Genomic DNA, 14,341 nt, shown 5'->3' on the forward strand with positions numbered 1-14,341 from the left:
ACCTGGCCCGCTTGCTCGGGGTCCGCGAAGGTGCCCCGGCGGAGGACGTGGCTTCCTGATAGAACCATGGCCTGCATGCGCATCCTGTTGGTGGAAGACGAGGCCCGCCTGGCCGAGAAGGTGGCGCGCGGCCTGCGTGAAGAGGGCCACGTGGTGGACGTCTGCGGCACCGCGGCCGATGCGCGCCGGCAGGTGCTGGACGTGGTCTACGACGTGGTGGTGCTGGACTGGATGCTGCCGGACGTGGACGGCCCGAGCCTGCTGCGAGCGTGGCGCGCGGAGGGGCTGCGGCTGCCGGTCCTCATGCTGACGGCCCGCGGCGAGGTGGGCGAGCGCGTGACGGGCCTGCGGGCCGGCGCCGACGACTACCTGGTGAAGCCCTTCGCGTTCGCGGAGCTGGTGGCGCGGCTCGAGGCGCTGCAGCGGCGCGCCGTCGGCGCCAGCGTGGCGCTGGCAGTGGGCGGGGTGGAGCTCGACGCGCGGCGCCACCATCTGCGGCGCGGCGAGCTCGAGGTCTCGCTTTCGCCGCGCGAGCTGTCGCTGGCCCACGAGCTCTTCACGCACGCCGGCGACGTGATGACGCGCAGCCACCTGCTCACCGCCGTGTGGGGCTGGGGCTTCGAGGGCGACCCCAACATCCTCGACGTGTACGTGGGCTACCTGCGCCGCAAGCTGGACGCCCTCGGCCCCGAAGGTCCGCGCATCGTGGCGGTACGGGGCGTGGGCTTTCGCCTGTCCCCTGCGGAGCCAGAACGATGAGGCTCGACCGGCGCCTCCTGGCGTACGGCGTCGCGCTGCCGCTCTCGCTCATGAGCATCGCGGGGGTCGGCGTGGGCCTGCTCTTCCAGCGCTCGCTGCTCGCGGCGCTCGATCAGTCGCTCAGCGCCCAGGCGGCCTCCGAGTCGGTGAGCCTCTTCGACCGCACGGATGGCCTCCCGCACTTGCACGCCGACGACTCACCGGTGCGTGCTGCGCTGCTGTCGAGCGGGTCGCTCGAGTCCGCGGCCGCCGCCATCTATGGGCCCGACGGAACGCGCCAGATGGTGGGGCGCGCCAACCCGCTCATGCCCGAGCGCCTGCTGCCTCCCGAGGGCGGAGAGCCGGTGTTCCGCACGCAGGTCGGGAGCCGCATCCTGACGCTGCGCGTGCCCAGCCCGGATGGCCGCCCGCACGCGCTGTGGCTTGCCAGCAGCCTCGACGGAGTGGACCGCACCATGGGCGCCTACTGGCGCTCGAGCGCGCTCGGGTTGCTGCTGGTGGCGCTGGCGCTCTTCGTGGCGCAGCGCCGGCACGCGCGCTGGCTGGCTCGCCGGCTCGAGGGGATCGCCGCGCACGTGCAGGCCCTGGGCGAGGGGCGCTTGGACCGCGAGCCGCCCGTGGACGAGCTGCCCGACGTGGTGGGGGAGCTGCGGGCCGCCGTGAGCCGCGCCACCGTGCGCATGCGCGAAGACCGCAGCGCGCGTGAGCGGCTCTTGGCCGGGGCGGCGCACGAGCTGCGCACGCCGCTGGCCACGCTGCGCGCCACGGTGGACGTGAGCCTGCGCCGCCCGCGCGAAGACGCTGAACTGCGCGAGGCGCTCGAGGAGGTGGGCGCCGAGGTGACCCGGCTCGAGACCATGGCGCAGGAGCTGCTGGGCCTCGGGCAAGCGCGCGCTGCGCCGCGGGAAGAGCGCCTCGCGGACGTCCGAGAGATCGTGCGCGACTCCATCCGCCGCTTCACGGACGCCGCCACGCTCGCCGACGTCACGCTCGTGCTGCGCGCGTCGGAGGCCACCCGTGCCTTGGTGGAGCCCGAGCTGCTGGGACGCGCGCTCGACAATCTGCTGCGCAACGCGCTCCAGCACGCGCCCCGCGAGAGCCGCGTGGAGGTCGCTCTCACCACGGCCGGCGGCGAGCTGCTCATCCGCGTGCGCGACGAGGGCGAGGGCATCCCACCGGGCGCCGAGGAGCGCATCTTCGTGCCTTTTCACCGTGAGCGACGGGCCGGGCAGGGGGGTGCGGGCCTGGGCCTCGCGCTGGTGCGCGAGGTGGCCGAGCGCCACGGAGGCCGCGCCCGCGCGCTCCCGTCCACGCGCGGCGCCTGGCTCGAGATCGCCCTGCCGCTCAGCGGCGCGTCACTCTGTGACCGTGAACGGGATGCGCCCTAGCTCGTCGGTGCCCTGCCGCACCACGCAGTAGTAGGTGCCGGGCCGGCGCCAGCTCACCGACGTGTAGCGGTAGTTCACGAAGCGACGGTTGGCGGCCACCTGGATCTCCGTGGGAGCGCCACGGCTGCCACCGTTGATGTCCTCCCAGGCGAGCGTCACGGTGTTCGCCGTGCGGTCGGGGTTGGTCAGCTCGAAGTAGCAGAACACCTGGTCGTCCACGGACTTCGAGTACGTGGTACGCGGACCGAGCGGCGTGCGCCCGTCCATCTCGGGGGCCAGCTCGAGGCGCGTGATCTGCAGGCCGGCGGCGCGCTGCGCAATGATGGGCGCGGCGTTGGCCGCTTCGCCGCCTTCGAGGTCCTCTTCGTCGTCGCCTTCTTCGAGGCCCTCTTCGTCACCCTCGAGCAGGTCGTCGCCTTCGGTCCCCGCCGCCACGGCAGCGGCCACCACGGCGCCCGGCAGCACGCCCAGCAGCGGCGTCGGGGCCGCAGCCCGCGGCGCGCTCGCCTCGGCCACGCCCATCACGCGGATCTCGGAGATACAGAGCTCGCGCCACGTGGGCCGCGTGCCCTGCACCCACTCCAGGATCTCGATTTCGTAGTCGCCCGCCTCACCCGTCACGGGGATGCGCTGTAGCCGCTGCTCTTCGGAGTTCAGCGTGGCCAGCACCTCGCCGCCCGGGTGCCGCACGCGCACGCGGCGCAGCCGGCGGTTCCCCGCGAAGAGATCGCTCGTGCCCTGCACCTTGGTGAAGCCCACCGTGAGGTCGATGGCGTGCACGCGCGCGCCCGCGGGGATGCGCACGTGGATGCTGCGCGAGGAGGTGTCGCCCTCGGGCATGGTGGCGGAGTTCCAGGCGGTCTGCATGTCACCGTCGAAGAGGAAGCCGATCTGGCGCAGCTCGTCACGGTACGCGCTGGTGGTGGCCACGGTGGTCTGCACGGTGTGCAGCAGGTCCACCCAGCCCATCTGGCCTTCCGTGGCCACGGCGGCGTTCAGCTCCACGATGGTGGGCCCCGGAGCCGGTTCCTCGAGGGCTCGCGGTGCCTCGGGGACCGGCGCAGGGGCCGCCCCGCTGCCCGCGCTCGCAGGCTCGGCCGTGGCGTTCGGCGTTTCGCCAGCCCCCGCTTCGTCTCCTCCCGAGCAACCCACCAGCGGCGTCAGCATCAGCCAAGCGCTCGCGACCACCCTCAAACCCACACCCGACGAGATATTCATGGCGCGCATTGTCTCCTAACCCTTTGCGCCGCTCAACCCGCGGCGCGTTGTTCGGCATTCCTGTCCGGCGTCAGTGACGCAGGGCCATCAATCGATCACACGCTGACTGCTTTATCACTGGCGCGGGCTGGGGCGGCCGTCACAATGCGCGCATGCGGCGCTCCCCCCTCGCGTATTTGCTCGTGTTTTTGGGCCTCCTGCCGCTGGGCTGCGGCGACGACGGGTTCGTGCGCCGCCCGCCTGCGCCGGCCTACGAGAACCTCTACGCGTTCAACGAAGGCTGCTTCGTCATGGACGCCACGGCGCCCGGCAGCCGGAACACGCGCTACTTGGTGCGCGCGGTCGAGGGCATCGGCTACGAGTTCAGCGGACGCGACCCGGAGACCGCGCTGCGGCTCACGCTGAAGGCGTCGGACCTCGGGACCTATCTGATCTACGACCAGGACCGGAACTACCTGGTGTCCGAGGTGGACGAGCTAGGCAGCGCGGCCACGCTCGAGAACGAGGTGCAGCTGCTGGACGACACCTTCGTGTCGCCGGCCGAGTGGGAAGTCAGCGTGTCGGCTCACGACCCGGAGCGCCTCGCGCTTCGCAGCCGCCGCACAGGGCGCTTCATCAGCGCTCTCGGAACCACTGCGGACCCCGAGCAGGCTGGCGTGCTCACGCTCTATCCAGCCGAGGGCTGCACGGCGTTTCCGGAGATGACGCTGGACGCCACGGGCGAGTCTACGCGCGGCACCTTCGATGATGGAGACCTGTTCGGCTTCGTCGACGCGCACTCGCACCTGCTCACCAACTTCGGCTTCGGGGGCGGGGGCATATTCCACGGCGCGCCCTTCCACCGCCTGGGCGTCGAGGCCGCGCTACCCGACTGCGAGCGCTTCCACGGGCTCGAGGGGCGCCGCGATCTGGTGGGCTACTTCTTCGACGGGGGCGGCAACACCGACGTGGGCACCCTCGGGACGGCCCTGGTGCTGGGGCGCACGCCCGAGGCCAACCACGACACGAGCGGCTACCCGGACTTCGTGGACTGGCCCAACGCGCGCGAGAGCTCCACGCACCAAGTGCAGTACTACAAGTGGCTGGAGCGCGCGTACCTGAGCGGCCTGCGCCTGGTGGTGCAGCACGCCACGGGCAACCAGGTGCTGTGTGACCTGGTGACCGGCTCGCGCGCGCAGTCGGTGCGCTACTCGTGCAACGACATGGTGGGCGTGGACCGCGAGCTCGACGAGGCCTACGCCATGGAGCGCTACATCGACGCGCAGTCGGGTGGCCCCGGCGAGGGCTGGTTCCGCATCGTGACCAGCCCGGCCGAGGCCCGCGAGGTCATCGCGTCCGGCAAGCTGGCCGTCATCCTGGGCATCGAGATCTCGAACCTGTTCGACTGCTTTTCGGTTCCGCGCGAGGGCTTCCCCACGTGCGACGCGGCGTTCGTGCGCCAGCAGCTGGCCCACTACCACGACCGCGGCGTGCGTGCGCTGTTCCCCGTGCACAAGTACGACAATGCCTTCTCGGCGGGCGATGGCAGCCGCGGCTTCATCGAGCTGGGCAACGTCATCAACAGCGGGCACTACTCGAACTTCACGCTGGACTGCAACACGGGCGTGTCCGCCTCGTTCGACGGCGGCAACGTCTACTACGGGGGCTTCAACCAGCCGCGCGCGGAGTACTTCTCCGAGCCGCCGCTCGACGTGACCGGCTTCGCAGCGGCGCCCAGCGGCACGGTGCTTCCGTATATCGAGCAGATCCAGATGCCGGCGCTCGAAGGTCCCTACTGCCAGGCCGCCGGGCTCCAGCCGCTGGGCGAGCTGCTCATGATGGAGATGATGCTGCGCGGCATGATCCTCGAGGTGGACCACTTCCCGCAGCGTTCGTTCGCGCGCGCCTACGAGATCCTGGTGGAGAACGACTACCCGGCCGCCGGCACGCACGGCAACACCAACGCCGGCCGCATCTACGACATCGGTGGCATCTCCACCACGGGCCTCGGCCGCTGCCGCGCAGCCGACCGCACGGGCGCCATGGGCGACGGCCTGCGCGACCGCATCGCGCTCATCACCGAGCGCGGCGGCTACCCGGCCGAGGGCTTCGGCTTCGACCTCAACGGCTTTGCGGGCGCGCCCGGGCCACGCTTCGGTGACGAGTCCGGCTGCGGCAGCCCGCAGAGCGATCCGATCACCTATCCGTTCATGTCCTACGCGGGTGACGTGACGTTCCAGGCGCCCCAACTGGGCAGCCGCGCGGTGGATTTCAACACCGAGGGCATGATCCACGTGGGCCTGATCCCCGAGCTGATCGAGGACGCCCGGCGCGATGGCGTGAGCGACGAGGACCTCGAGCCGTTGTTCCGCTCCGCCGAGGGCTATGTCCGCATGTGGGAGCGCGCCGAGATGCGCGGGGCGGAGCTGCGGGCCGCGCAGCCGTGAGCGGTGATCCGAGCGTGGCCTGGCAGGACGCGCTGGGCCCCTGGTAAGGTGACGCGCCGAGACCAAAGAAAGAGGTACGACGTGCAGCCTAGTAAGACTTCCTGGATGCAGCGGACTGCGCCACGCGGCCCGGGGGCCTGGCTGCTTTGTGGGGCCACTCTCCACACGGCCGACGCCGAAGTGCTCGCGAGCGACGCGCCTTGAAGCGCACGCGCAGGACCCCGTGGCTGGGCCCGTGGCTCGTGACGGTCGGGCTGCTCGCGGCATGCGGTCCGTCCCCGCGGCGTGCGCAGATCGCGTCGGCCGGTGCCACCGGCTGCGAGCCCGCGGCCATCGACGTCAGCCAGCTGCGGGGTGGCACGCAAGGGAGCTCGTGGATCGCGCGCTGCGGTGACGTGCACTTCCAGTGCAGCAGCGTCCCCGACGCCGCCGTGAGCTGCACCCCGGTGCGCAGTCGTGCGCGCGCTGCTGACGGCGCGGTGGAGGTCGCCCCCCGGGAGGCGTCGCGGGGCCAGGGCCCCCGGTTCCAGTTCGCGCGCCGAGGTGAGACGCTCCACGGCGTTCGGGCCACGTTCCGAACCGAGACGGCCACGCTGACGTTCACCTTCACCCCGGAGCAGAGTCGAGAACTTGTGCAGCTGACCCTCGAGCCACCCGAGCCCGGCGCCAGCCTCTCGTGCGAGTCGCTCGTAGTGTCGGCCGACGGATCCACCCTCTTCGATGCCCCGATCCAGGATGGCGCGGCGCAGCTTCCGCGTGCGTCCCTCCTCGCGGCCATGCAGGCGCATGCCCTGACGATGCGGTTCTGCGGCACCGAGTGGGTGCCCGACAGCGCGGACGTGCGCGGCTTCGAGCAGCTCGCGCGCCACATGGACGAGGCGCTGGCCGCGGCACCCGGCGAGCCTGCCGCCACCCCGAGCACCACCCTCGCTGTGGGTTCCGCCGAGGCGATCCGTGCGGTCCGGGAACACCTCGAAGCGCAACGTGCGCTGCTCCGGGGGTGTGCGGGCGTTCCTCGCGATGGCGTTCTCTCGGTGGAGGCGACCTGGGACGCGACCGGGGTGATGTCCGTGACCGTCCGCGGCCAGACGGACTCCGCGGTGAACGAGTGTGCTGGCAACGCGCTACGCGACCATCGGGCGCCGCTGGGAGTGGCTGGTCGTCTGATCCACGTGCTGCCCGCGGACTGACGGCACAGATCGTCGCGAGCAGAGGTTCGGCTCGTCGCGACGTTCACACCGAGGTCGTCTTTGCGTCCACGGGACCGTTGGAAGGAACGAACATCGAGGAGTCCTGGTGCCCTGTGGCTGGAGACATCGAGCGCCTTGACGACGCGCTTCACTATCAGGGTGAGCCTCGTGGCTGGTGGACGGTGTCGTGCCGACGAGGCCACCGCCGCCGTAATCGGCGCAGCGGGGGCGGTGTCCGAAATGCGGAGGCCGTCCGCGTAGTTGCCTCCGCGCGTGCCATCGTCGCCCGAGGATGCAACCATGGGTCCCGGACGCGCCGGGGCTGCCCGACCGCATACGACGTGACCCGATCCGAGGAGTGTCTCTGTGCCCCACCTGGTCTCCCTCTCTGTCCCATCTGCTCCACGCCGTGCGTGGCTCGCGCTGGGGCTCCTTTCGGCGCTCGCCTGCGCAGCTCTCCCGGCCTCCAGCGTCAGCGCGCAGGCTGCCCGCTTGCCGGAGTGCTTCGGCCCAGGCCCGAGCGGCAGCGCGGCCGCGTTCCTCGGCACGGCGGTGCGCCTCAGCAGCGAGTGCGAGTACAGCTTGTCGCGCAGCACGGGCTTCCGCTCGCTGGGGCTGAACCGCGACGTGGCGTTCTTGGCGGTGCTCGGCCAGCTCGGCTGGCGCAGCCCGCAACTGCCCGTGCTCTACGGGCGTCCGCGTGCGGCCGCGGCCCCCACGGCGCCTGCCACGCCGGCGCGCGGAGGCAGCGCGGCCTCGGTGCCGGCCACGCCCGCGTCCTCGCTCATCTTGGCGCACTGCACGGACTTCGTGCTGGAGGCCCAAGGCGCCTTCGCGGTGCAGCCGGACCCCAACGCGCGACGGCTCGCGGTGCGGCGCGCCTCCAACGAGTGTGGGGCGCCTTCCATGGACCTCGAGTTCACGTGCACCGCCGGTGGGGCCGCCCAGGCCATGCCGCGCACCCAGAGCACCATCACGCTGCCCGAGTGCGAGGGGCCCTGGCGCGTGGTGGCCCGCGTGGAGGGCACCACGGCCTATCCTCTCGGTCAGGTGAGCTCCGGCCGCCCCACGGCGCTGCTCGACTACTTCGCCACCGACGCGGCGCAGCGCGCCCTGCTGGTGCCGGACTTCACGCGCGGTGAGCGGGGCCTGTCGCTGCGGCGCGGGCCCGACGCGGAAGACGACCTGTGGGCCGAGCTCCAGCTGGCCGTGGCAGCGGGCACGCTGCGCTTCGTGCGTGGGCGTGGCGCGGACGCGTGCGAGGTGGGCGAGCGCATCGGCGCTACGGCGCTCGAAGACCGCATCGAGCTGGACGGCGGCCAGATGGGGCGCTTCATGACCACGCGCTACGGCGACACGGGCGCGAGCCTGGTGCCGGCGGCCACCGAGTGGACGGCGCTGCTGGGCGACGTGAGCGTGTGCATGGCGTCGTCGCACGGCGTGCACCGGCCCACCATGCAGGCGAAGCCGCTCGGCACGCTGGCGGCGCTGGACCTCATCGCGCGCACCACGCCGGCCGTGCGCTTCTGCGTGGACGAGCCGCGCGTGAGCGTGCGCCCCGATGGCGTGCAGGAGCTGGACCGCAGCCCGCGCTGCATGACCACGGGCGACGGCGCCACGCTGCTCACCACGGCGGGCGCCACCATCGCGGAGCTGCCGGCCGAGACGGTGCTCTGCCACGGCGAGGACGCGGTGAGCAGCCTGCCCATCACGCTTCAGCGCGGCTTCTACGAGCTGCGCTTGGCGTCGTCGGCCGGCTGCCGCGGGGCCACCGGGCTCTCGGCGGGCCGCATCGCCGTCATGGACCCAGCGCAGGACTGGGCGCCCGTGGGCTTCACGCGCGACGCCGACGGCGAGACGGGCGAGGCGGTCCCGGCCTGGCAGGGCGTGCGCCGCGATGACCCTCCCACCTTCGCCTTCCGCCGCAGCGAGGACGAGCTGCGCTTCCGCGTGGCCTCGCCCGAGGGCATCGCCAGCTCGTGGAACGACCCGCGCAGCGAGCGGCGCACGGTGCTCTCCGACCAGGCGCCCGTGGTGGGCGGCGAGACGGGCGACTACGGCCACGCCGGTGAGTCCGCCTTCGCGGTGGCGCTCACCAACGGCGGGGCGTGCCCCGTGGACGAGGCCGGCCAGCTCAACAGCAGCGCGCTCATCTCCTCGGCCGCCGAGCTGCGCATCGACCAGAAGGTGTACGCGCACTTGTTGCTGCGTGAGGCCGGCACCACCCGCTGCGTGGCCCGCGCGGCCCTGCGCGTGTGGCAGAGCCGCGTGGTGGCGCACGCCGTGGGCAGCGAGCGCTGGCACGGGCGCCTCGGCATCCTGGGCGACCCGCGCCTGGGCGTGTTCTTCAGCCAGCCGGACCCGTGGGCCATCGGCGTGGTGCTGCCGCTGGTGCACTTCGACATGAAGTTCAACTACGGCTTCGACCTCGAGTTCTCGGTGCCGTTCATTGCCAGCATCGCGGCCGACGGGCACGCCAGCCGCATCGGGCCCGCGTTCATGGTGGGCCTCGACTGGGGCTTGCCCAGCCGCGCGCAGAACCTGTTCACGCTGGGCTTCTTGGTGCACCCCAACTGGCCGCACCCGGACGACCAGGTCTACAGCTTCTTCTTCGGGCTGAACCTGGGCGGGCTCTACGACCTCATCGGGGGGCGCTGACGTGGGCCCGCGAATGACGGCTCGTGTGGGCGTTGGCGCGCTGCTCGGGCTCATGCTCGCGGCCTGCGCCTCCACCCACGCCACCGGCGTAGAGAGCCCGGCGGCCCCCGAGCTGGTGGCCGCGCCGCTGCCGGCCAACGAGGTGGACGTGTCGCAGGTGCGCGCGCTCGAGGCCCAGTGCCGCCAGCGCTTCTCGGCCGAGACCTTCCAGCAGGCCGCCAACGCGCTCACCGTGGCGCAGGTGGCGGTGGGCCAGCTGTGCACCATCGAGCTGGTGGGCAACTCGCCGCTCCAGTGGCGCGTGAGCTGCGGCAGCGACGACTTCTTCGAGTCGGGCGCGCACACGCTGGCGTCGGCCACCGGCTGCGAGGTGGGCGGCGTGCGTGGGCAGAACGGCTTCGAGTGCCTGGGCCTCGCCCTGCGCGCCATGCTGCCGCACGCCGAGACGGTGGACATCGCCACCATCGGGCACGTGGACTTCACGCGGCCGGCGGCGCGCCTCGACTGCGCCGACCTGGTGGGCGAGGGCTGGGGCACGCCGCCCTGGACCGAGCACAGCAGCCTGCGTGGAGACGCCGCGCGCGACGCCGCCAACGATCGCCTGGCCTGGTGCCGCGCCGCGCGTGCGGCCAGCGCCATCGCCACCGGCATCGGCCGGCGCAACAACGGGGTGCGCTTGGTGGCTGCGGGCGCGTCCACCAGCTGGATGGCTCCGCGCTACCGCGCGCCCGATGAAGAACTGGAGACCGCGGGTGAGTGCCCGCCGCCCAGCGCGCCCGACCGTGACGACCCGAGCGTGGGTCGCTGCGCCAGCTCCCGCCGCGTGGACGTGCTGGTGCGCATGAGCGCTCGTGCCGAGGCCAACGACACGGGCGCTCGCTGCGACCGCGCCGACCAGGCCCACACCCCGGCGGGCGCGCTCTACTGCCTGGAGCAGTGCCTGGCTTCCCCCGAGCGCTCGGCCAGCGGCCTGGGCGCGGCCACGCCGTTCTTGGAGCCCGGCTCGCCGGCCACCCCGCCTGCGCGCTGGCACGTGTCCACCAGCGACAGCGGCTTGCGGGTGGACCTCGGCATCATCACCCGGCGTCTGGGGTACTGACGACAGCTGAGATCCACAATCTTCTGCAAGTCATTTGCATTAGCATCCTGATGTGATAATCCGAGGCCATGTTCCCCGCCTGGGCACCTGGCTTCCGTCCCATTCGCCTCTGCGCCTGTAGCGCGCTGGCGTTGGTGGTCACGTGCGGCCTGGCGGCGCAGGTGCACGCCCAAGCAGGCGCCCCGGGCTCGGACGGCTCGGGTGAGGCTCTGCCACAGCCCGTGATTCAGCCCCCCGTGGTGCAGCACAGCGTGGCGGCCACGTACCCGCCCGCGGCCCTTGCCGCACGGCTCGAGGCGCACGTGGATCTCGGCGTCACCGTGGAGGTGGACGGCAGCGCGGGCAGCGTGGAGGTGCTGCTCTCGGGCGGCGCGGAGTTCGACGCGGCAGCCGTCGAGGCCATGCGGCAGTGGCGCTTCTCGCCTGCCACGCGGGACGGCCAGCCCGTGGCGGCGCGCATCCGGGTGCCGTTCGACTTCGTGCTGCCCGCGGCCGAGCCCGTGGCCGTGCCCAACGAAGAGCATCCCGAACACGGCAGCACACCGCAAGACGCCAGCACCACGCCCGCGCCAGAGCCGGACACGGATCCCGCCGCCGCCTCCACCACCCCCACGGCAGAGGAAGAGGTCATCGACGTGACCGTGCGCGGCGAGCGCGAGCTGCGCACCGAGGGCCGCTCCGCCAGCGACTTCGAGCTGCAGCGGGACCAGCTGGCTGCCGCGCCCCGCTCCGAGGGGGCCGAGGTGCTGCGTTCGGCGCCAGGGCTGTACATCGGCCGCTCCGAGGGGCCGGCCGTGGCCCACAACTACATGCTGCGCGGCTTCGACGCGGAGCACGGCCAGGACATCGCGTTCCGGGTGGGCGGGCTGCCCATCAACCTGCCTTCGCACATTCACGGGCAGGGCTACGCGGACCTCGGCTTCCTGATCGCCGACGTGGTCAGCGGCATGAATGTGCGCGCGGGCGTGTCCGATCCGAGCCAGGGCGACTTCGCGGTCGCGGGCTCCATCGACATTTCGCTGGGCGTGGCCGAAGACGAGCGCGGCGTGCGCCTGGCCACCAGCTACGGCTCGTTCCGCACCTCGCGGCAGCTCCTGCTCTTCGCTCCGCGCGGCCTTGCAGAGGAGACCTTCGGCGCCGTGCAGTACACGCGCACCGACGGCTTCGGGGAGAACCGCGCGGGCCAGGCCGCGAGCGCCATTCTCCAGCGCGCGGCCGAGGTGGGCGACTTCACGCTGCGCGCCATCGGCGTGCTGCACACCGCGCGCTCGGACCTGGCCGGCGTGCTGCGCCAGGACGACATCGCCGCCGGCCGCGTGTGCTTCACCTGCGTGTACGACCTGCCCACGGCGCAGGCGCAGAACGCGCTCGCCAGCCGCGTGATGCTGGGCCTCTTCGCGGACTACCGCGGCGAGCGCGGGGACAGCGGCCAGCTGGGCGTGTGGCTGGGCTACGACCAGTTCCGCATCCAGGAGAACTTCACCGGCTTCATCCAGCGCTCGCGCACGCTCGAGCGCGTGGCCGGGCGCGGTGATCTCATCGAGCAGCAGAACCGCACGCGCTCGGTGGGCCTCTCGGGCCGCTACCGCACGGCGCCCATGCGGCCCACCGCGTGGACTCACGGCACGCTCGAGCTGGGCGTCGAGGGGCGCCTGGACGGCATTCAGCAGGCGCAGAACCTGCTGGACGCCACGGTGCGCAACCAGACCTGGGACCAGCGCGTGGACGCGAGCGTGCGCGGCGTGGACCTCGGCTTCTGGGCGGACCTCGACTTCCACATCACCGAGTACCTGGACCTGCGCGCGGGCGTGCGGGGCGCCGTGCTGTCGTACGACATCGAGGACCGCCTCGGGAACTTCGCCCCCATCGTGCGGCCCGACGACACCTACATCGTGGGCTTCCGGCGCAGCGCGCTGGGCACCACGTTCGGGCCCCGGGCGAGCGCGCGCGTGACCCCGCTGCCGTGGCTCGAGATCCTCGCGGCTTATGGCGAGGGCTACCGCTCGCCCCAGGCGCGCCTGCTCGATGACGGGGAGCCCGCGCCGTTCTCGAAGGTGCGGTCGGGCGACCTCGGCGTACGCATCACCCACGACGAGGTGCTGGAGCTCACGCTGGGTGCCTACTACACGCGCCTCTCGGACGACATCGCGTTCTCGGCTGCAGAGGGCCGCCTCGAGCGCATCGGCGCTACCCAGCGCGTGGGGGCCACGGTGCACGCGGTGGTGCGCCCGCTCGACTGGATCGTCGCTTCACTTTCGGTGACCGTGGTGGGGGCCACGCTCCTGTCGCCGCCGCCGGCCAGCGCCGAAGAGCCGCTCCCGCCCTACGTGCGTGGGCAGCGCCTGCCCTTCGTGCCGCCCGTGGTCATTCGCGCCGAGCTGGGCGCCACCCACGTGCTGGCCACGCTGGGCGGGCACGCGCTCACGGGGCGCGCGGGTGTGGGCTTCTCCTATCTGTCGTCGCGGCCGCTGCCCTTCGACGAAGCCGCGGCGCCTGTGTCGTTGCTGGACATTGGCGCCGGCCTGCGGTTCCGCGCGCTCGACCTGGGGGTGCAGCTGCACAACGCCATCAACACGCGCTACGCGGCCGTGGAGTACAACTTCGCGTCGGACTGGGATCCCGATGACGACTTCCGCACGCGCACGCCAACGCGCCACATCGCAGCCGGCGCGCCGCTGTCGCTGATGGTCACGCTGGGGGTGCAGCTGTGACCCGCCGGGTACTCACGACCGCGTGGACGCTCGCATGGGCGCTGCTGCCCGTGGCATGCGCGGAGACCAGCCAGGAGCGCGTACAGCTGGCACTCGAGGTGGTGGGCACCGAGGCCGCCGCGCCCATCGAGGCTCTTGGCGGAGTGCCGGTGACGCTCACGCGGGCCGACCTCGCCTTCGGACCGCTCTACCTCTGTGCGGGCGCCCAAGCCGGCGAGCTGTGCGAGACCGCGCGCCTCGAGTGGCTGGACACGGTGGTGGTGGACGCACTCAGCGGAACGGCGCAGCCCGTCGGTGAGCTCTTTGGCGTATCGGGCGTGGTGCAGTCGTGGATGTACGACCTGGCCATCAGCGCGCAGCTCACGCAGGAGCAGCCCATCGTGCTCGACGCGGCCGAGGCGCTGGGCGGTCACTCGCTGGTGCTCGAGGGCACCGCCGTGGTCAGCGGCATCACGCTCCCCTTTCGCGCGGAGGTGCCGGTGCAGCAGACCGGCGCCACCGAGCTGGGCGTGCCGGTGGTGCGCAAGAGCACGAGCGACGACTTCTTCCACGACGTGACCGGCACCGAGCACGCGCTGCAGGTGCGCTTCGACCCGGCCACGTGGCTGGCGGGTGTTGAGCTGCGTTCGTACGTGCAGTTCGAGACCTGCGGGCCGGAGCAAACGGGCGTGGTGTGCGACGGCCTCGTGGAGTGGACCTGCGACCCCGATGGCGCCCACGTGAGCCGCGACTGCAGCGCCGCGAGCGAGGTGTGCATCGCCGGGCGCGGCTGCGCCGAGAGCGTGGCCATCGAGCCCACCAGCGAGGCCTTCCGCGCGCTGCGCAATGCGCTGACCTCGGGCGCGCGCCCGGAATTCGTGTGGGTGGAGGGCGCCGAATGAGCAACTGGAGA

At 72.3% G+C, this 14,341-nt stretch carries 9 protein-coding genes; 8 read left to right on the forward strand and 1 reads right to left on the reverse strand.

The genetic code is table 11. The features are described 5' to 3' along the window. The first annotated feature begins 75 nt into the window (after window positions 1–75). Window positions 76–759: a response regulator transcription factor gene (locus IPI43_05065; protein ID MBK7773492.1), complete on the forward strand. Its 684-nt coding sequence runs from the start codon at window positions 76–78 to the stop codon at window positions 757–759. Further along, a complete protein-coding gene (locus IPI43_05070) occupies window positions 756–2,147 on the forward strand; it encodes a HAMP domain-containing histidine kinase (GenBank protein MBK7773493.1) in 1,392 nt (463 codons plus the stop codon). Before IPI43_05065 ends, IPI43_05070 begins: the two co-directional genes overlap by 4 nt. Here IPI43_05070 and IPI43_05075 read toward each other — a convergent pair. After that, window positions 2,115–3,365 (reverse strand): hypothetical protein, encoded by a 1,251-nt coding sequence (locus IPI43_05075; protein MBK7773494.1) that lies wholly within the window; start codon window positions 3,363–3,365, stop codon window positions 2,115–2,117. The genes IPI43_05070 and IPI43_05075 overlap by 33 nt on opposite strands. Before the next feature lie 152 nt (window positions 3,366–3,517). Between IPI43_05075 and IPI43_05080 the strand changes: the two genes are divergently transcribed. The 6 genes from IPI43_05080 (at window position 3,518) to IPI43_05105 (ending at window position 14,330) form a co-directional block, all read left to right on the forward strand. Then, window positions 3,518–5,791 carry a hypothetical protein gene (locus IPI43_05080; GenBank protein ID MBK7773495.1) on the forward strand — a complete coding sequence of 758 codons (2,274 nt, stop codon included), beginning with the start codon at window positions 3,518–3,520 and terminating at the stop codon, window positions 5,789–5,791. A gap of 200 nt (window positions 5,792–5,991) precedes the next feature. Continuing rightward, window positions 5,992–6,981, forward strand: coding sequence for a hypothetical protein (locus IPI43_05085; GenBank protein ID MBK7773496.1), 990 nt, complete (start codon window positions 5,992–5,994; stop codon window positions 6,979–6,981). Between the two features lie 492 nt (window positions 6,982–7,473). Further along, window positions 7,474–9,639, forward strand: coding sequence for a hypothetical protein (locus IPI43_05090; GenBank protein ID MBK7773497.1), 2,166 nt, complete (start codon window positions 7,474–7,476; stop codon window positions 9,637–9,639). Window positions 9,640–9,652: 13 nt separating this feature from the next. Then, window positions 9,653–10,738, forward strand: a complete 1,086-nt coding sequence (locus tag IPI43_05095; GenBank protein MBK7773498.1) for a hypothetical protein — start codon at window positions 9,653–9,655, stop codon at window positions 10,736–10,738. Between the two features lie 68 nt (window positions 10,739–10,806). Next, entirely contained in the window at window positions 10,807–13,449 is a 2,643-nt protein-coding gene (locus IPI43_05100) for a TonB family protein (protein ID MBK7773499.1), read from the forward strand. After that, window positions 13,446–14,330, forward strand: coding sequence for a hypothetical protein (locus IPI43_05105; GenBank protein ID MBK7773500.1), 885 nt, complete (start codon window positions 13,446–13,448; stop codon window positions 14,328–14,330). Before IPI43_05100 ends, IPI43_05105 begins: the two co-directional genes overlap by 4 nt. The last annotated feature ends 11 nt before the right edge of the window (window positions 14,331–14,341 follow it).

This window comes from Sandaracinaceae bacterium (assembly GCA_016706685.1).
Classification (GTDB): Bacteria; Myxococcota_A; Polyangia; order Polyangiales; family Houyiibacteriaceae; genus JADJJE01.